Here is a 19,613-nt window from a genome sequence, read left to right as displayed (position 1 = left end):
ATGAGCAACTCAGATCTGTCTGCTGTCGAAGTAACGCAAGAGAACATCGATAAGCTAGTTGCCGATTTGCGCATGTTTGCCACCGGCAGCTACCTGCAGCCCGAGGAACGCGAGTTCTGGGAGCCACTTTTTGACGAATCGGTAGCCGACCAGGTCGGGGAAGCCCTCCGTGAGGCCGCCGCTGGTATTGATCAGGCGGCGGAACTGGCCGTCGATAAGCGAGAAGAAGCCGCAACGCAGGCGGTAGAGAACTGCCTACAGCGCGTGGCTGCGATTGAGCATGAGCACGGTGGCTCGATTTTTGATGAGGAGCTCGACGAGATTCTCGCGATTATCAATTCCGCAACGAAGGCTGTCGGTTTGGACCTGCCTGCGGTGAAGGCGGAAAGCTACTTTGAGATGGAATAACCAGCCCGATTAACGGCGCGGTTATGAAAGTAGACTAAGGTGTCTATTCATGACTGATCGCCACTCTTCCGAGTTCCTCACCGCACTGCACAGCCGTGTACTCATTGGCGATGGCGCCATGGGTACCCAGCTGCAGTCTTTTGACCTCGACGTTGACGCGGACTTCCTCGGCTACGAGGGCTGTAATGAGATTCTCAATGACACTCGTCCCGACATCATCGAGACGATTCACCGGCGTTATTTCGAGGCCGGCGCCGACCTGGTGGAAACCAATACCTTCGGCTGCAACTTCCCGAACCTCGCGGATTACGACATTGAAGACCGTATCCAGGAGCTAGCGCACAAGGGCACCGCAATCGCCCGCAAGGTCGCTGACGAAATGGGGCCGGGGCGCGAGGGTATGCGACGCTTTGTCCTCGGTTCGCTGGGCCCGGGCACGAAGCTGCCGTCTTTGGGGCACGCTCCGTACGCTCAGCTTCGCGACGCTTACACGGAGGCCGGACTCGGCATGATTTCCGGTGGCGCGGATGCGTTTTTGATTGAGACCTGTCAAGACTTGCTGCAGGTCAAGGCAGCAGTCAATGGCGTCAAGGCCGCCATGCGACAGGCTGACAAAAAGATTCCGATTGTCGTCCACGTGACTGTCGAGACCACAGGCACCATGCTGATGGGCTCGGAGATTGGTGCAGCCCTGGCAGCGCTGCAGCCGCTGGGTATCGACATGATTGGCCTAAACTGTGCGACCGGCCCGGACGAGATGAGCGAGCACCTACGCTACCTGTCCAACTTCGCCTCCATTCCGGTATCGGTAATGCCGAATGCGGGTCTGCCAGTGCTGGGTAAGAACGGTGCGACCTACCCGCTGACCGCCCCAGAGCTGGCCACAGCGCTGCGCGGCTTTGTTGAAGAGTTTGGCCTGGCGATGGTCGGTGGCTGCTGTGGTACCACACCGGAGCATGTTTCCGCTGTTCGCGATGCTATTACCGGTGCAGGCGCTTACGCTGAGCAGGGCCCTGCTGTTCAGGCAGCACGCCCATCGACGGATCCGGATGCAAAGCCAATCGATGAGGTCGCTTCTCTGTACTCGGCAGCCCCGCTGACGCAGACAACCGGCATCACCATGATTGGTGAGCGCACCAACGCCAACGGTTCCAAGGCTTTCCGCGAGGCCATGCTGGCCGGCGATTGGGAGAAGTGCCTTAACACCGCCCGCGGTCAGGTCACCGATGGCGCACACATGATTGACCTGTGTGTGGACTACGTGGGGCGCGACGGTCGCGATGACATGGCAACCCTGGCATCGCAGATCGCCACCTCGGTGACGTTGCCGGTCATGCTGGACTCCACGGAACCGGAGGTTTTGAAGACTGGCCTGGAGCACCTCGGTGGTCGCTGCGCGGTCAACTCTGTGAACTTTGAAGACGGCGATGGCCCGGACTCGCGTTACCAGCGCATTATGCGCCAGGTTGTTGAGCACGGTGCTGCCGTGGTCGCTTTGACTATCGACGAAGAAGGTCAGGCGCGTACAAAGGACAAGAAGATTGAGATCGCCGAGCGTCTCATCGCCGACATCACCGGCACGTGGGGACTGCGCGAGCAGGACATTATTGTCGACTGTCTGACTTTCCCGATTTCCACTGGCCAGGAGGAAACTCGCCGCGACGGCATCGAAACCATCGAAGCCATCCGCGAACTTAAGCGTCGCCACCCGAACGTGCACACCACGCTCGGTCTGTCCAACATTTCCTTCGGTCTGAACCCGGCGGCTCGCCAGGTACTCAACTCGGTGTTCCTCAACGAGTGCATCGAGGCCGGCCTGGACTCCGCCATTGCCCACAGCTCCAAGATCTTGCCGATGAACAAGATTGACAACAAGCAGCGCGAAGTCGCTCTCGATATGGTGTACGACCGCCGTCGTGAAGCGGGACACCCCGACGGGGAGTACGACCCACTGCAGGTATTCATGGAGCTCTTTGAAGGAGTCTCCGCCGCTGACGCGAAGGACGCCCGGGCCGAAAAGCTTGCCGCCATGCCGCTGTTCGACCGCCTGGCGCAGCGCATCATCGACGGTGAGCGCACGGGTATCGAGGCTGACCTCGATGAGGGCATGAAGGAAAAGGAACCGCTGGCGATTGTTAACGAGGACCTGCTGCGTGGCATGCAGACCGTTGGTGACCTGTTCGGTTCCGGCCAGATGCAGCTGCCATTCGTGCTGCAGTCGGCCGAGACGATGAAGGCCGCGGTGGGCTACCTCGAGGGCTTTATGGATGCCGAGGATGCCACGGGCTCCAAGGGTTCGATTGTGCTGGCCACGGTGAAGGGCGATGTCCACGACATCGGCAAGAACCTGGTGGAGATTATTCTCTCCAACAACGGCTACACCGTGCATAACCTGGGCATTAAGCAGCCGATCGCTACGATTCTGTCCGCCGCCAAGGAACTGGATGTCGACGCCATCGGCATGTCCGGCCTGCTGGTGAAGTCCACTGTGGTGATGAAGGACAACCTGCTGGAGATCAACTCCGCCGGCGATGCCACCCGCTTCCCAGTACTGCTCGGCGGCGCCGCGCTGACGCGTAGCTACGTGGAAGACGACCTGTCCGAGCTCTACCACGGCGATGTCTACTACGGCAGGGATGCCTTCGAAGGACTGCGCATCATGGACGAGCTGATGGCAGCTAAGAAGGGCCTCGGCCCAGACGAGAATTCGCCAGAGGCCATTGCTGCCCGCGAGAAGAAGGAAGCTCGCCGCGCCCGCCGTGAGCGCTCCAAGCGCATCGCCGCGCAGCGCGCCGCCAAGGCTGCTGCTGAAGCCCCCGAGGTGCCGGAGCGTTCCGATGTCGCCGCTGATGTCCCCGTTGCGACACCGCCGTTCTGGGGAACCCGCATTGTCAAGGGCCTGCCCCTCGACGACTACCTGACCACCCTCGACGAACGCGCTCTGTTCATGGGGCAGTGGGGTCTGCGCGGCACCCGCGGCGACGAGGGACCGAGTTACGAGGAACTGGTCGAATCCGATGGTCGTCCACGCCTGCGCGCATGGCTGCAGCGCCTGCGCGCCGAGAACATCCTCCAGCATGCGGCTGTCGTCTATGGCTACTTCCCAGCAGTTTCTGAGGGCGATACCGTACACGTACTGCCGCTACCTGCGGAAGGGGAGCAGCCCGACCCCGCGGCAGAGCCAGTGGTGTCCTGGACCTTCCCGCGCCAGCAGCGTGGTCGCTTCCTATGCATTGCTGACTTCATTCGCTCGCGCGAAGATGCCATCGCCGCAGGACAGTCCGACGTCATGCCGTTCCAGCTGGTGACCATGGGACAGCCCATCGCTGACTTCGCCAACGATATTTACGCCAAGAACGAATACCGCGACTACCTGGAGGTTCACGGTATCGGCGTGCAGCTCACCGAGGCGCTGGCCGAGTACTGGCACCAGCGCATTCGCTCCGAGCTCGCGTTCTCCGACGGCACAAGTGTTGGCGCGGAAGACTCCGACGATACCCAGGACTTCTTTGACCTGAAGTACCGTGGCGCTCGTTACTCCTTCGGCTATGGTTCCTGCCCGGATCTGACCTTCCGTCAGGGCATGATTGACCTGCTGCAGCCGGAGCGCATCGGCGTGGAGCTCTCTGAGGAGCTCCAGCTGCACCCAGAGCAGTCCACCGATGCGTTCGTGCTCTACCACCCGGAAGCGAAGTACTTTAACGTGTAGCTTCGCGTTATCCCTGCGGTCGCACCAGCAAGGTCTGCATGCTGCGGCCGATGGGGCCGTGCACATCGTAGAGCTCGCCCGCGGTCATGCCGATTCCGTCCGGCCCAATGGAACCGCGGGCGGCGATGCCCACCCAGCCGCCGTCTTCCGACTGCAACTCCGATTCCGCCGACTTCTCCGAGGCGCCGAGCTGGGGGAGTCGGTGCAGGTGAACCACTAAGTCGGTATTCATAAACGCCCACTGGTGCGGGCTCAGCGTGGCCCCGATACCGTTGGCGGTATCAGCTACCTGCATGACTCGCTCCACCGCAGTCGGCTCCTCCCCGAGCACGATTGGGTACTGCGCGCGAACCCAGTGAATTTGCGTCTCGGCCAGCTCTTCCGTCGCGCCGGCGCGGGCTTCAATTGATTCGATGTAGCCGCCACTCCAATCGTCGGTAAGCGGAATGTACTCGGCGCTGCATTCCTCGGGCCCGGGCACCTGCTTGTCGAATGCACGCTCAATATCCCGCGTATCCGCAGTGGCCATCATCCATGCGGACGCCGTGGCAACTGGCCGCCAGGCACCCTTGACGTCGGCAAGCAATTCGGCTTCGACCTTGGCGATTTGCCGCCCCGGGCGCGAGACCCATGAGCGCGCGCGGAGCTCCGTGTACGGTACAGCCGACAACAGATCCACGGCGATGCGAGTAATACGCATCCCCTCGCTTTCCAGACGGCGGCGCTCCAACATGCGCGTCAGCAGCGCCGACGGCGGCGCACCGTGCTGAAACGGCCCCCACGCCCCATAAGTGAAGCTAGTGGGCATGAAGCGCTCGTAGCTGAGCTCGCCTTCGGTGACCGTCCCTAGCGGAATGAAGTATGCCTCGGGTTGGTCGATAGCCTGGGCGAGCGAATCTTCAGTGGTTGTCATAGCGAGTCGATGCCTTTCATTCACGCGGAACACGTTCATGCGGTGGTTTCATGCAGCACCGCAACATACTTTCCTTCCTGAAACTCTAAACCTTCATCCGACGGTTTTGCTGACATAATCGCTAAATGCTTGATTGCCTGGCATAGTCGCATGGTGTGAAAGCAATTTTGTGGGACATGGACGGCAGCCTCATCAACACGGAACCTCTGTGGGAGATTGCCACGTACGACCTCTCGGAATTCGTAGGCCGTCGCCTGACTCCGGAGTTGCGCATGCAGTGCGTCGGCAACACGCTCTGGGACACGCTGTCGATTTGTGCTGATCATGCGGGACGCACGCTTGACGACGAGCTGTTTGCCTCGGGCTCCCAATTCGTCGAAGGTCGCTTCACAGAATTGGTTCTAGAACATGGGGTGGAGTGGCGCCCGGGTGTGCCGGAGATTTTGGACCAGGCCCGAGCTGGTGACATTCCGGTGGTGTTGGTGACCAATACCCGTCGGCACGTGGCGCAACCCTGCATTGATGTCATGGGGGAGCAGCACTTCGCCGCAACAGTGTGTAGCGATGAGGTGGCCAACGGCAAACCGGCACCGGATCCGTACTTGCGTGGCGCAGAGCTAGCCGGATTTGCGCCAGAGGACTGCCTGGCTATCGAAGATTCCTCAACGGGGGTGCGCTCTGCACTCGCTGCGGGATGCACGGTGGTGTGGAATCCAATGCCGGATGTGAGCGTTTCGCAGGCTGATGTGGGGACGTTAGTACCCCCGGCGCGCTTCATTTCGGGCAATTTGGATACCTCGAATTTGGGCTTATTGCGGGCTGCTTTCGCGGGCGAGTAGACGACATGGAACAATAGACCGGGTGAAGAACTTTGATGACCTGTTTGCAGAGCTGAAGGAAAAAGCACAGTCGCGCCCCGAGGGATCGGGCACAGTCAAGGCGCTGGACGCTGGTGTGCATTTCCAGGGCAAGAAAATTGTCGAAGAGGCCGGTGAGGTCTGGCTTGCAGCTGAGCACGAATCTGACGAAGCCCTCGCAGAGGAGATTTCGCAGCTGTTGTACTGGCTGCAGGTGGTCATGGTCGGTCGCGGGCTGAGCCCCGAGGATGTTTACAAGTACCTGTAGGAGAAATCAACACCATGCTGCGTATTGCCGTGCCCAACAAGGGATCGCTGTCCGAGGCGGCAGTCGAAATCCTGAAGGAAGCTGGCTACCCGGGTCGAGGCGACTCCAAGAGCCTGACCATCCACGACGAAGCCAACGACATTGAGTTTTTCTTCCTCCGCCCGAAGGATATTCCTATCTACGTTGGCAACGGCCATCTGGATTTGGGCATCACCGGCCGCGACCTGGCCGCTGACTCGCTGGCTCCGGTCGATGAGGTTCTGAATCTGGGCTTCGGCGCCTCGACCTTCCGCTACGCCGCTCCGGCCGATGAGGAGTGGACCGTAGAAGCTCTGGAGGGCAAGCGCATTGCCACCTCGTACCCGAATCTGGTGCGCGAGGATCTGAAGGCTCGTGGCATTAACGCCACCGTCATTCGCCTTGATGGTGCAGTGGAGATTTCCATCCGCTTGGGAGTTGCCGACGTTATCGCCGATGTTGTCTCCACCGGTCGCACCCTGCGCAAGCAGGGATTGAAGCCATTCGGCGATGTTTTGGTCAGCTCTGAGGCAGTTGTTGTCGGACGCAAGGGTGTAGAGGTCACCGAGGAGCAGCAGGTGTTCCTGCGTCGCATGACCGGCATTCTGCATGCCAAGACGTACTTGATGATTGACTACAACATCCGTGCGTCCGCGCTGGAAGAGGCATCCAAGCTCACCCCGGGGCTGTCCGGCCCGACCGTGTCGCCGCTGGCTAACGAGGATTGGGTAGCAGTTCGCGCGCTAGTTCCGAAGGCAGAGGCCAACCCGCTCATGGACGCACTGGCAAAGATTGGTGCCGAGGCGATCTTGGCTTCGAATATCCGTATCGCGCGTATTTAAGTCACGCGAACCTTACACGCTATCCAGTGGGAGCTTCCTAGCTGAATCCACCCTTTACCTACGCTAGCGTAGGTAGTAATATTGACACTAAGAGTGCGCACGGCGTTAGCCGGACCGAAGCAGTAACTTTATGCCTGTACATGCGGCACATACGCCAGCACTGTAGTTTTGGCGGTGTAACCAATCATCGCCACTAAATGTGGCCCACAAGGCTGCGTCTACTAGGTCTGCTAAAAGGCTAGAAGGGATTGCTTCCACATGTCCGCAACACGTACCGAGGTCGACCTGCTTGGCTCTATGGAGGTCCCGGCAGAGGCTTACTACGGCATCCACACCCTGCGCGCAATCGACAACTACCAAATCTCAGCCAAGACCATCAACGACGTGCCCGAATTCATTCGTGGCATGGTGATGGTGAAGAAGGCCACGGCCATTGCCAACCAGCGCGTCCACACGCTGCCCAGCGATGTTGCAGACATCATCGTCGCCGCATGTGATGAAATCCTGGAAAAGGGACGCTGCATGGATCAGTTTCCAATCGATGTCTTCCAGGGTGGAGCTGGCACCAGTCTCAACATGAACACCAACGAGGTCATCGCTAACCTCGCTCTAGAACTGCTCGGCCTGGAAAAGGGCCGATACGACGTCATTCACCCCAACGATGATGTCAACCAGTGCCAGTCAACCAACGATGCCTACCCAACAGGTTTCCGTCTTGCCATCCACATGTCGCTGCTGAGCCTGCAGAAGCACTTCGACTCCCTGGTTGAGGCTCTACACGCCAAGGGTGATGAATTCAACGACATCATCACAATGGGGCGCACGCAGCTGCAGGATGCCGTTCCCATGACCCTGGGACAGGCTTTCCACGCATTTGCCCACAACCTTGAGGAAGAGCAGGAGTCCATCGCAACTGCGTCGGCACGCCTGCTGCAAATCAACCTGGGAGCAACCGCTATCGGTACCGGTGTAAATGCGCCGGCAGGCTACCGCGAGGCCGTGACCCAGGCGCTGCGTGAGGTCAGTGGCTTTAAGGTGACCTCTGCGAAGGACCTAATCGAAGCCACCAGCGATACCGGCGCCTACGTCAGCGTGCATGCATCCCTGAAGCGCGCGGCCATGAAGATTTCCAAGATGTGCAACGACCTGCGCCTGCTGGCATCGGGTCCACGAGCCGGACTGAATGAAATCAACCTTCCGGAGCGCGCCGCTGGGTCTTCGATTATGCCGGCAAAGGTTAACCCGGTAATCCCAGAGGTCGCGAACCAGGCCTGCTTCAAGGTCTTCGGCAACGACGTGACCCTGACCTGGGCAGCCGAGGCTGGCCAGTTGCAGCTAAACGTGATGGAGCCTGTCATCGGCGCATGCCTCTTCGAGTCGATTGAACTGCTGCGCAGTGCTACCGACACTCTGCGCGACAAGTGCATTACCGGCATCACCGCTAACCCGGAAGTTTGCCGCGGCTATGTGGAAAACTCCATCGGTATCGTGACCTACCTGAATCCGGTCATTGGCCACCACGAGGGCGATATGATTGGCAAGGAAGCCGCTCGCACTGGCCGCTCCGTCCGGGACATTGTCCTCGAACGCGGGCTGATGGACGAGAAGGAGCTCAACCAGGTCCTGAGCACCGAGAACCTCATGCACCCGGAATACCGGGGGAAGCGCTACGTGGCAGGGGAGTCTCGCCTCGACGATTTGTCCTAAGCGGCAACAAGTCTAACGAGTGACTTTTCGGAGATACACATGTTAGTTGCCGTCCAAATCTCTATCGTTCTAGCAGCGATCCTCCTTGGCGCGCGTCTTGGTTCAATTGCTATCGGGTTCGCCGGTGGGCTGGGCGTTTTGGCGCTGGGCATCACCGGGGTTCCGGTCACCAAAGACGACATTCCGTTCGATGTCATCGGCATCATTATGTCGGTAATCGCGGCAATTGCCGCTATGCAGAAGGCCGGAGGCATGGACTATCTCGTCCACATTGCCGAACGGTTGCTGCGCAAGAATCCGCGACACATCACCTACTGGGCCCCGGTTGTCACCTACCTGATGACACTGCTCGCCGGCACCGGCCACACCGCATTTTCCACCCTCCCAGTTATCGCCGAAGTATCCAAGGAGGGAGGCGTTCGCCCGTCCCGCCCGCTGTCCGTGGCGGTCATCGCATCTCAGTTGGCGATTACGGCATCACCCATTTCAGCGGCTGTGGTGCTGATGGCTTCGCTCATGGAACCCCGCGGCGTTGGTTATCTCACACTCCTGGCGATTGTCATTCCTTCGACGTTCCTCGCCATCCTTCCGACCGCCTTTGTCACGAATCACCTAGGCAAAGAGCTTGACGACGATCCGGAGTATCAAAGCCGCTTGGAAAAGGGGTTAGTCTCCAAGCCACGTGGCCAGATGAGCGAATACGTGCCAACCAAGTCGGCCAAGTGGTCCGTGGCGATTTTCCTACTCTCGATTCTCGCGGTGATGGTCTACGCGACCATCAGCACTGAACAGGTCGGCCTCATCGCTGACCCCACGCTCCCACGAAACGAGGCGATCATGTCAATCATGTTGACCGCCGCCACTGTTATCGTGCTGGCCTGCAAGTTGGACGCGGCAACCATTTTGAACACACCGGTGTTCAAATCGGGCATGTCCGCCAGCGTCTGCGTTCTCGGTGTGGCGTGGCTGGGAACCACAATTATCAACCACTACATCGACGACATTAAGGCCGCGTCCGGCAGCCTACTGACCACAATGCCGTGGATGCTGGCAATCGTGCTATTCTTTGCGGCCGCATTGCTGTACTCGCAGGCGGCCACGGCAAAGGCCATCATGCCCGCTGCACTCGCGGTGGGAGTTTCTCCCATCACTGCGATTGCTTCCTTCGCAGCGACTTCCGCGCTATTCGTACTGCCTACTTACCCGACGCTCCTTGCCGCGGTGGAGATGGACGACACTGGCACAACCCGAATTGGCAAATACGTGTTTAACCACTCGTTCATCATCCCAGGCACCTTATGTATTGCCCTGTCCGTCGCGTTCGGTTTCGCCTTCGGCAGCGCACTGCTGTAGTGGGGGGCTACCTAGAACACCGCATAGAGAAACTGACTAGGTTTATGACAAAATCGAAGCGGTTAAGTCCATTCACCTGTCATAAACCTAGTCAGTAACTTTTACTGGCACCGTTACCGCCGACGGTGGCACCCCGCGAAAGCTAAGTTCGCCGCGAGAGCCACCCCATCCGCAGCTTTTACTCAGTGCCGCCATCGCCGACAGCACCCGGCCAACCGGGGTACTCCGGTGTGACCCCGCCATAGGCAGGGCACATCTCCTGGAAAGAACACCACCCGCAGAGCTTGGACTTCTTCGGTACAAAGTCACCGTTTTCACCGTCGCGCACGATCGCCGACCACAAGTCGGCAATCTCCGCTTGGAAGGCCTCTAATTCTGTCGCGTTGGGACTCAGCACCAGGTCATCGGCAACCTTCAGGTACATCAACCGCAGCTGTTCCGGGATACGACCGGTGAGCCGCCACCACACCAGCGCGTAAAACCGCATCTGGAAGAGCGCCTCATCCTGGAAGCGAGGAGAGGGCTTCTTGCCCGTCTTGTAGTCGACAATCCGGACCTCACCGGTCGGGGCAATATCGACGCGGTCGATAAAACCACGAAGTGGCACTGACAATGGCACAGTCTGATCCGCATCCGGATCGATAACCAGCTGAACGAACTTTTCCATCTCGGCCGCATCGAAGCCCATGGGGTTTTCCATCATGAAATACCCCTTGAGCAGGCCGCCGCATTCGACCAGGAAGTCGTAGTAATCATCCTCCGGAACTAGCTCAATCAGTTCCTCGTCCTTTGCACGCATGTCCTCCCAGGTCGGCTTCAGCCGTTTCACCGCTGCGGGGTAAGTGCGTTCTTCACGGGGCCAGGCATGCATCTGTTCGAGCACAGCATGCACCAACGTGCCCTTGACCTGCGCGACAGTCGACGGCTCCGGAATCTTGTCAATCGCACGGAACCGGTACTTCAGTGGGCACTGGCGGTAGTCATTAGCTCTCGACGGCGACAGCGCCAACTTAGAGCGGCGGGAAGGTTGAACTGCTGACTTAGAACTTTGGGCATTGTCGGGCATACTAGCCAGGTTAGAGTACCGCCCGGATTTGGCTGCACCCGACATGACCCGACCCAACCAAACCCCAAAAGGAGCCCACACACCTATGGCATTGAGCGGACCATTCCAAGTCGGCGACCGAGTCCAGCTGACTGACTCGAAGAATCGCCACTTCACCGTCACCCTCGAGGAGGGTGGCAAGTTCTTCACTCACCGCGGCACCATCCTCCACGACGACCTCATCGGCGCCAAGGAAGGCACCACCGTCACCTCCAGCGAAGGCACCGTCTACCTGGCCATGCGTCACCTGCTGGTCGATTACGTCCTGTCCATGCCGCGCGGTGCTGCGGTGATTTACCCGAAGGATGCTGCACAGATCATCGTCGAGGGCGACATCTTCCCAGGTGCGCGCGTGTTGGAGGCCGGCGCTGGCTCCGGCGCGCTCAGCCTCAACCTGCTCCGCGCCATCGGCGCTGACGGGCAGCTTATTTCCTACGAGGTCCGCGAGGACCACATCGAGCACGCGGAACGCAACGTTGTCGACTTCATGGGTCACAAGCCCGACAACTGGGACTTGCGCCTGGGCGATCTCAACGAGGCCTCCATCGAGTCGCTCGGCGGCCCGGTCGACCGAGTCATTCTGGACATGCTCGCTCCGTGGGAATGCCTGGATACCGTCTCGAAGGTGCTTCAGCCTGGCGGCGTGCTCATGGTCTATGTCGCCACTGTTCCGCAGCTAATGAAAGTCATGGAGGGCATCCGCGCGCAGAAGTGCTTCACCGAACCACGCGCCTGGGAATCCCTGGTCCGCGACTGGAATGTTCAGGATCTCTCCGTCCGCCCGGCGCACCGTATGCAGGCGCATACCGCATTCCTGGTGTGGGCACGCAGGCTTGCCGACGGCACGGTGCCTCCGCGCCCACAGCGACGAAATCAAAAGAAGCTCTAGACCCGCCGCTTCGCGCTGGGAGGTGTAGCCGTCGTAAAGCGTGATGCGACACACGGTCTAAATCGACCAAGCAACAACGGCATCTGGCCCTATGGGTAATCTGGGATACATGACAACGCCGTCTGACAAAATCCGTGATCTTGAGCAGAAGAACTACAACCTCGGCATTCGTAATAATCGCCTGGTTGAGCTGTTGCGGGACTCCCGTAACAAGCTAGAGCTACTGCGCCAAGACATGGAGGACATGCTGGAGCCGCCTAGCACGTACGGTATTTTCCTTAAGCCGGGGCCGGAGAAAGGCACCGCAGAGGTTTTTACCGGAAATCGACGGATGCGCCTGCGGGTGCAGCCGGAGATTAATGAGCGGGCGCTTCGGCCGGGTGCGCAGGTGCGTCTGAATGAGGGCTCGATAATCGTGGAGGACTGCGGTTATCCGGAAAGCGGCGACATCGCCAATGTTCGTGAGGTGCTGCCGGATCGGGAGCGCATTTTGGCCTCGGATACTCACGGTGAGGAATTCGTGGTGTCTCTGGCGGGGGATTTGTCGCCGAAGCCGGGGGACTCGGTGATGATTGACCGCAAGTCGGGCTATGCGTTTGAGGTCATTCCGAAGTCCGAGGTGGAAAACCTGGTGCTGGAAGAGGTACCGGATGTCACCTACACGGATATCGGTGGTTTGGACAGTCAGATTGAGCAGATTCACGATGCCGTGGAGATGCCGTTCCTGCAGCCAGAACTGTTTGAACAGTACAACCTGCGTCCGCCGAAGGGTGTGCTGCTCTACGGCCCTCCCGGCAATGGTAAGACGCTGATTGCCAAGGCTGTGGCTAATTCGTTGGCACGCAAGATTGCGCTATCCCGAGGCAAGAGCGAGGCGGAGGCGCAGCGGGCGCAATCGTACTTCTTGAATGTCAAGGGCCCGGAGCTGCTGAACAAGTTCGTGGGTGAGACCGAGCGTCAGATTCGCCTGATTTTTGACCGCGCTCGCGACATTGCCGAGGATGGCAAGCCGGTAATTGTCTTCTTCGATGAGATGGACTCGATTTTCCGCACTCGTGGTTCGGGCATCTCCTCGGATATGGAAAACACAGTGGTCCCGCAGCTGCTCAGTGAACTTGACGGTGTGGAGGGGCTGGAAAACGTCATCGTGATTGGTGCCACCAACCGCGAGGAGATGATTGACCCGGCAATTCTGCGCCCAGGACGCTTGGATGTGAAAATCCGCATTGAGCGCCCGAATGAGGCTGCGGCGAAGGATATCTTCCGCAAGTACTTGACTCCAGAGCTGCCGTATAAAGCAGCCGAGGTGGAAGCGCGCGGTGGGGTGGAGCAGAATGTCGCACACCTCATTGACCAGGTTGTTGAGCGGATGTACGCCAAGACGGAAGAAAACGAGTACGTGCGGATTCGCTATGCCGATGGCACCAGCGAAGTTATGTACTACCGCGATTTCAACTCCGGCGCGATGATTTCCAACATCGTCGACCGTGCGAAGAAGTCCGCCATCAAGTCGGTTATCGCTGGCGGCGAGGCTGGTATTAGCTTGGATCACCTGCTGTCTGCAGTGGCGGAGGAGTTCGCGCAGAACGAGGACCTGCCAAACACCTCGAACCCGGATGAGTGGGCTCGCATCTCCGGTCGTCCAGCGGCGCGCGTTGCCTCGGTCGAGGTGATTCGCCATGGCTAAATCCGCCGCCAGTTCTGCACAGTCGAACCGCTTCTTCGGCACGGAGATTGAGTACGGCATTTCCAGCCCGGACAACCCGGATGTCAGCCCAATTCTCACCTCCACGCAGGCCGTGCTCGCTTTCGCGCATGAGCAGGAGGAGGGCCTGTCGGGGCGCATCCGCTGGGATTACGCACCAGAGTCGCCACTGCGCGACAGCCGTGGTTTCGACCTGCGCCGTTACCACCAGCCACCGATTGTTGACCCGAATGCCGTCGGCGCTGCAAACCTGCTGGTGCAAAATGGTGCCCGTTTCTACGTCGATCACGCGCACCCGGAGTACTCCTCACCGGAGACGGCAACCGCCCGCGAGGCGGTTATCGCTGACCGCGCAGGTGACAAGATTATGCTGCGCGCAGCTCAGCTTGCCGCCGAAGCCACCGATGCTGAGGGCAATCCAGGTCCGATGCTGAAGCTCTACCGCAACAATGTCGATGGCAAGGGCGCCTCGTATGGTGCCCACGAGAACTACCTTTTCTCCCGAGAAACCGAGTTCGATGACATCGTCGCCGGTCTGACGCCGTTTTTCGTCACCCGCCAGGTGTTCACGGGCGCTGGTCGCGTGGGTCTGGGGCAGACGGGGCAGGAGTCGGGTTTCCAGATTTCGCAGCGCGCGGACTACATCGAGACTGAGGTCTCGCTGGAGACCACTTTGAACCGCGGCATCATCAACACCCGCGATGAACCACACGCAGACTCCGATCGCTTCCGCCGCCTGCACGTCATCATCGGTGATGCCAACATGAGCGAGGTCGCCACCTTCCTCAAGCTGGGCACCACAGGTTTGGTCATCGACGCCATCGAGGACGGCGTGCGTTTCGACGACCTGCAGCTCCGCAACCCCGTCGAGGCCGTCCATAAGGTCTCCCGAGACTTGACTTGCACCGAGAAGCTGCAGCTGGCAGACCATGTCACGTGGATGTCCGCAGTGGAAATGCAGTACGAGTACCTGCGTCGCGTGGAGAGCTACGACCAGCAGGGCGACGTCGTCAAGCTCTGGCGTGAAGTGCTCGACGTGCTTTCCGACGACCCCCGCAAGGCAGCCCATCTGCTGGATTGGGTGGCGAAATACAACCTCATGGAGGGCCTGCGTACCCGCCTGGGCGCGGGCTGGGACCACCCGAAGTTGGCGTTGATTGATATTCAGTACTCGGATATTGACCCTGCTCGTGGGCTGTACCATGCGCTGGTGCGCCGCGGTTCGATGCGCACACTCGTGACCGAGGAAGAAGTCGACCGAGCGGTTGAATACGCACCGGAGTCTACGCGTGCGTATGTACGCGGTGGCATTCTGCGCCGCTTTGGCAAGGATGTCGTCGCGGGCAGTTGGACCAGCTTGGTGGTGGACACCGCGGGGGTGTATCGGAGCACTCGTGACGTGGAGTCGCCTGGAATTACGCTGGCCTACATTACGCTGGATGAAGTTGACCGTTTCACTGCCGCAGAATGCGGTGACGTGTTGGAGTCTGCGGAGACAGTGGCCAAGGTGGTTGAGCATCTGCGTACTCTCGGGGCTATCCGCGAACAATAGGCACACATAGTGCAGTAATAGAGCAGTAATACTCAAAAGTTCATTTTTAAGGAGCAATATCATGGCTGGTAACACTCAGGTTTTCGGCGGCGGTTCCGGCGGAGGCGACGAGGAAGAGTTCGGCGAGGTCGCTGGCGGCGGTCAGGCTCAGGAGCACGTTGCAGCTGCTGACGACCTGCTGGATGAAATTGATGGTCTGCTGGAGAACAACGCCGAGGAGTTCGTGCGTTCGTATGTCCAGAAGGGTGGCCAGTAAAAAGTGACTGACCAGCAGGTAGGGCAGCAGGAGCCGGAAGCAACGCCGACACCGGTACCGGCACAGGCGTTGACCCGACGCATCACCGGTATTGAGACCGAGTTCGGCATCACTCTGACGCTGGATGGCTCGCGCCGTCTGGGACCGGATGAGATTGCCCGCTACATGTTCCGCCCAGTGATCGCTAAGTACGGGGCAACCAACATTTTCACCCCCAATGCTGGTCGTATGTACCTCGATGTCGGAAGCCACCCGGAGTATGCCACCGCTGAGTGCGATTCGGTCTCGCAGCTGGTCGCGTACGACCGATCGGGCGAGGTCATCTTGAATGAACTCGCTGAAAAGGCTGAAGCAGAGCTTGCCGACGAGGGCATCGGTGGCAAGGTCTACCTGCTGAAGAACAACGTTGATACCGTCGGTAACTCCTACGGTTGTCACGAAAACTACCTGGTTGGCCGTGAACTTGGACTGAAGTCCCTGTCCAAGCTGCTGCTACCTTTCTTGGTTACGCGACAGCTCATCTGTGGCGCGGGGAAGATTTTCCTGCCGTACCCAACCTCGCCGTATCACAACGATCCGATTCAGTACTGCTTCTCGCAGCGCGCGGATCATGTATGGGAGGGGGTCTCCAGTGCAACGACCCGCTCCCGGCCGATTATTAACACTCGCGATGAGCCACACGCGGACTCCAACCGATTCCGCCGCTTGCACGTCATCGTGGGCGACTCCAACATGAGTGAGACGACGACTGCGCTCAAAATTGGCTCCACTCAGCTGGTACTGGAGATGATTGAAGCCGGCGTGAAGTTGCCGGACTTCGAAGTCGCCAACGAAATCAAGTCCATCCGTGCGGTGAGCCGCGATATGACCGGCAAGGCCGAGATTCCACTGCGAAGTGGCGAAACTGCCACCGCACTGCAGATTCAACGCGAGTTCCTGGACGCTGCGACGGAGTGGCTGAAGGTCCGCGAAGAAAACATGGTCAACGAGGACAAGGGCATTGCCGGTGCCGGCACGTCCAACGAAGAAATGAGCCGCATTGTCGAGCTGTGGGGTCGCGCGCTCGATGCCGTGGAAACCGGTGACTGGTCTCTCATTGAGCACGACATTGACTGGGCCATTAAGTACTCGCTCATGAAGCGCTACCTGGACCGCGGTCTAACGCTGGAGGACCCCAAGCTTCATCAAATCGACTTGGCCTACCACGACATCCGTCCCGGCCGAGGCATCTTCCGCGCGCTGGAAGCCCGTGGTATTGCCTCACGGTGGATTACCGATGAGCAGGTCGCTGAGGCGGTCCGCATCGCACCGCCAACTACTCGTGCGAAGCTGCGCGGTGATTTCCTCGTTGCAGCCGAAGACTCCAGTTTGAAGACCGTAGTGGACTGGACACACCTGAAAATCTCCGGCGACGATCCCATCTCCACTATGCTCGGCGACCCCTTTGCCACGGAAAACGATGAGGTCAATGAGATGATCGAGATTCTGACGGCCGCGAAGAAGACCTCGGATACGGATTCGAATAACTAGTTCCGTCCCCGGAAACTGCCCCAGGAAAAGGAGCCCCACAGTCGTGTCTGTCTCACCGGTATCGGAAAACCCCGGATCCGCTGCGATCAGTGAGAACCAACGTCAGGTTCAGCTGCTGTTGGCGCTTGCCGACGACACCGGGTGGGTCAGCGAGTCGTGGATCTCCAAACATGTCGAGGGTTACTCCCGTGTTTCCGAGGATTCCCGGGCTCGTTATTTACGTGCGGACACCGCGGCACTCCTGGCAGCCGGGGTCCCGGTGGAGGTTTCGTCGTCAAGCGCGGGCGATAAGGTCAAACGTCTGCGCCTGAACAGACTACGGTGGCCCCAGCACGACCCCGAGTTCACTGAAGCGGAGGCTTCGGTGGTTTTCCAGGCGGCGAATGCGGCGTTTGGTTCGGAGGAGCTGAGCTCGACGGCTGTGGCGGCGTGGCGGAAGCTCGCATCGTTTGCGCAGCGCAGCGCCATTGCGAAGCCGGATGAGTCGGTGGTGGTGGCCGATGCGGTGGATATGAGTCGAGTGGATTTCAGCACACTGCTGACCGCGATGACCTCGCCGCGCCGGACAGTGGAGATGTGGTACTCCCGCCAGTACGGCGTGGATGATGAACTGCGCATGCTGGAGCCGTGGGGTCTGATTAACCTGCGCGGGCGCTTTTATGTGTTGGGCTTTGATCCGCAGCGTGAGGCGCCGCGTATGTTCCGGCTCAGCCGTATCCGCGATGTGTCGGATACAGGGACGTCGGCGACCCAGCCAATGCCCGATGGTGACTTGCAACAGATTGCGGAAAACATGTTGCACCGCGGTGGCAAGACCTATCAGGCGGTTGTTCGTATCGCTCCGAATACCTGCGCTGATGTGGTGATGAAAGCGACCGCGTTGGGGGATGGGCGCTACAAGCTGCCAGCGGCACCTGTGAGTGAGATTGTGTCCACAGGTTTGAGTTACGCACCGGATTTGATTGTGGAATCACCTGAAGAGGCACGGTCGGAGATTATTGCTCGGTTGGAGCAGGTACTCGCTCGCCATGGCGGATTGAATGGTGCGAAGAACGCTTTGGAGGGCAACTAATGACAGTGCATGCAGCCCGGGAACTTGACGCGAATGTCAGTGTCGACGAGTTGTTGGCGGTCGTACCGTATTTTTCGCAGCACCGTTCAATGACAGAGGCCGCTACCGAGCTGGCCATTCCTTTCGCCCGAATTCGGGCAATCGTGGAGCAGATTGCCGACATCGACCAGCCGGGACTCCTCGGAGTGCGGGCTTTTGAAGTTGATTACCGCAACAGCTTTGATGTCCGTATTCGCCCTCAGGCAAAGGTGCTCAGCCAGCCACGTGCGCTCACAGCCGAAGAAACCGCGACCTTGCTGCTCATCCTGGAAACCATCGAGGACTCCGCAGCCGCCATTTCCTCCGAGGCCGCGCAGACGGCCGCGACAAAACTACGCAGTGCTCTGGGGATAAACGTCCCCATCATTGACTCGACCGCTGCGGAAAATGGCAAGGCCTTTTCCTTTTCTGAGCAGATTTATTCCGCGCTGCATCAGCGCAAGGTGTTGAAGGTGCGCTACCGGAATGCCTCAGGGCAGATTACAGTCCGTGAGCTTGACTGTGTCAACGTTTATACAGTTGAATCCACGACGTACCTCCGTGCTGTGGACCGTGCGCAGGAAGACCGTCGCCAGAAGAGCTTCCGCGTCGACCGCCTGGAGGCCGCCGAGGTCCTCGACACTCCCGCCGGTTTCCACCGCCCCGAGCCTTTCGATATCCGTGATCCCCACGCCTTTGGTGCGGAAACGGGAACGTCCGAATGGGCAAGTGTGCTTATCGACGCCGACGCCACCTGGATCGCAGACTATGAACCGGTCTTCTTTACTGAAGATGAGGGAGAAGAAGAAGAGGATACCGAACTGGTCTCTGACCAAGGCTTAGGGCAGTCGGAATTTGTCGCTGACGTGCCGATGTCCGACTTGGCCGCAACAGTCTCCTTTGTGCTCCGCCGTTCACCGAGCGTAACGGTCGCTGAGCCCTTAAAATTGAAAAACGCCGTTGTTGCGCGAGCCCGCGAAGCTTTGGCAGAGTATGGTCGAAACGACAAGGCTTAAATCAAAGCTTAAATCGCGCACGATGTGGCAACTTGCCACTTGTATTTGTATTCATTTGAAAGGTCTCTAAGCGGATGCCGAACCTAGGTCCCTGGGAAATCATCATTATCCTGGTCGTTCTTGTCTTGCTCTTTGGTGCAAAGAAGTTGCCGGATGCCGCACGTTCGCTCGGCCGCTCCATGCGTATCTTCAAGTCCGAAGTCAAGGAAATGCGCAACGATGACGAGCACCAGGAGCAGGCTGCAATTCAGCAGGCTCCGCAGGCCCAGCCACAGCAGCCGTACCAGCCGCAGCAGCAGTACCAGCAGCCGGCACCGCAGGCTCAGCCGCAGCAGCCGTACCAGCCGCAGCCTGGCCAGAACAACCCTGGCCAGCCGCAGCAGTAGTAGAAGGCC

At 59.3% G+C, this 19,613-nt stretch carries 17 protein-coding genes; 15 read left to right on the top strand and 2 right to left on the bottom strand.

Annotated elements, in window-relative coordinates:
* Together CRD13_RS00465 and metH are read left to right on the top strand one after the other, a co-directional pair.
* Entirely contained in the window at positions 1–408 is a 408-nt protein-coding gene (locus CRD13_RS00465) for a hypothetical protein (RefSeq protein ID WP_016422788.1), read from the top strand.
* Between the two features lie 49 nt (positions 409–457).
* Positions 458–4,117, top strand: coding sequence for a methionine synthase (gene metH / locus CRD13_RS00460; protein WP_187401165.1), 3,660 nt, complete (start codon positions 458–460; stop codon positions 4,115–4,117).
* Between the two features lie 7 nt (positions 4,118–4,124).
* Here the strand turns inward: metH and CRD13_RS00455 are convergent, their stop codons facing one another.
* On the bottom strand, positions 4,125–5,030 hold the full coding sequence (locus CRD13_RS00455; protein WP_016422790.1) for a thioesterase family protein: 906 nt from the start codon (positions 5,028–5,030) through the stop codon (positions 4,125–4,127).
* Positions 5,031–5,185: 155 nt separating this feature from the next.
* Between CRD13_RS00455 and CRD13_RS00450 the strand changes: the two genes are divergently transcribed.
* From CRD13_RS00450 to CRD13_RS00430, 5 genes are all read left to right on the top strand, one after another.
* Entirely contained in the window at positions 5,186–5,869 is a 684-nt protein-coding gene (locus tag CRD13_RS00450) for an HAD family phosphatase (protein ID WP_080971467.1), read from the top strand.
* Between the two features lie 22 nt (positions 5,870–5,891).
* Positions 5,892–6,155: a phosphoribosyl-ATP diphosphatase gene (locus CRD13_RS00445; RefSeq protein WP_005510825.1), complete on the top strand. Its 264-nt coding sequence runs from the start codon at positions 5,892–5,894 to the stop codon at positions 6,153–6,155.
* Positions 6,156–6,169: 14 nt separating this feature from the next.
* Positions 6,170–7,015, top strand: a complete 846-nt coding sequence (gene hisG, locus CRD13_RS00440; RefSeq protein WP_016422792.1) for an ATP phosphoribosyltransferase — start codon at positions 6,170–6,172, stop codon at positions 7,013–7,015.
* A gap of 258 nt (positions 7,016–7,273) precedes the next feature.
* A complete protein-coding gene (aspA, locus tag CRD13_RS00435) occupies positions 7,274–8,722 on the top strand; it encodes an aspartate ammonia-lyase (RefSeq protein WP_016422793.1) in 1,449 nt (482 codons plus the stop codon).
* Positions 8,723–8,761: 39 nt separating this feature from the next.
* Positions 8,762–10,075: an anaerobic C4-dicarboxylate transporter gene (locus CRD13_RS00430; RefSeq protein ID WP_016422794.1), complete on the top strand. Its 1,314-nt coding sequence runs from the start codon at positions 8,762–8,764 to the stop codon at positions 10,073–10,075.
* A gap of 178 nt (positions 10,076–10,253) precedes the next feature.
* Here CRD13_RS00430 and CRD13_RS00425 read toward each other — a convergent pair whose 3' ends face one another.
* A complete protein-coding gene (locus tag CRD13_RS00425) occupies positions 10,254–11,141 on the bottom strand; it encodes a RecB family exonuclease (RefSeq protein ID WP_187401164.1) in 888 nt (295 codons plus the stop codon).
* Positions 11,142–11,226: 85 nt separating this feature from the next.
* Between CRD13_RS00425 and CRD13_RS00420 the strand changes: the two genes are divergently transcribed.
* The 8 genes from CRD13_RS00420 (at position 11,227) to tatA (ending at position 19,604) form a co-directional block, all read left to right on the top strand.
* Positions 11,227–12,069 (top strand): tRNA (adenine-N1)-methyltransferase, encoded by an 843-nt coding sequence (locus tag CRD13_RS00420; RefSeq protein WP_187401163.1) that lies wholly within the window; start codon positions 11,227–11,229, stop codon positions 12,067–12,069.
* Between the two features lie 109 nt (positions 12,070–12,178).
* Positions 12,179–13,756: a proteasome ATPase gene (gene arc, locus CRD13_RS00415; protein WP_126108030.1), complete on the top strand. Its 1,578-nt coding sequence runs from the start codon at positions 12,179–12,181 to the stop codon at positions 13,754–13,756.
* Positions 13,749–15,326 carry a depupylase/deamidase Dop gene (gene dop / locus CRD13_RS00410; protein ID WP_049170549.1) on the top strand — a complete coding sequence of 526 codons (1,578 nt, stop codon included), beginning with the start codon at positions 13,749–13,751 and terminating at the stop codon, positions 15,324–15,326. The genes arc and dop overlap by 8 nt, the downstream gene beginning before the upstream one ends.
* Positions 15,327–15,387: 61 nt before the next feature.
* Complete coding sequence (locus CRD13_RS00405; protein WP_005510795.1) at positions 15,388–15,582, top strand: ubiquitin-like protein Pup; 195 nt, start codon at positions 15,388–15,390, stop codon at positions 15,580–15,582.
* A gap of 69 nt (positions 15,583–15,651) precedes the next feature.
* On the top strand, positions 15,652–17,112 hold the full coding sequence (gene pafA, locus CRD13_RS00400; RefSeq protein WP_049189969.1) for a Pup--protein ligase: 1,461 nt from the start codon (positions 15,652–15,654) through the stop codon (positions 17,110–17,112).
* Between the two features lie 43 nt (positions 17,113–17,155).
* On the top strand, positions 17,156–18,184 hold the full coding sequence (locus CRD13_RS11110) for a WYL domain-containing protein (protein WP_187401162.1): 1,029 nt from the start codon (positions 17,156–17,158) through the stop codon (positions 18,182–18,184).
* On the top strand, positions 18,184–19,218 hold the full coding sequence (locus CRD13_RS00390) for a YafY family protein (RefSeq protein ID WP_187401161.1): 1,035 nt from the start codon (positions 18,184–18,186) through the stop codon (positions 19,216–19,218). The genes CRD13_RS11110 and CRD13_RS00390 overlap by 1 nt, the downstream gene beginning before the upstream one ends.
* 74 nt (positions 19,219–19,292) lie before the next feature.
* A complete protein-coding gene (tatA, locus tag CRD13_RS00385; protein WP_048734080.1) occupies positions 19,293–19,604 on the top strand; it encodes a Sec-independent protein translocase subunit TatA in 312 nt (103 codons plus the stop codon).
* The last annotated feature ends 9 nt before the right edge of the window (positions 19,605–19,613 follow it).

The organism is Corynebacterium sp. LK26 (assembly GCF_014335085.1).
GTDB classification, from domain to species: domain Bacteria; phylum Actinomycetota; class Actinomycetes; order Mycobacteriales; family Mycobacteriaceae; genus Corynebacterium; species Corynebacterium jeikeium_D.
This window is presented reverse-complemented; position numbering and strand designations above follow the sequence as displayed.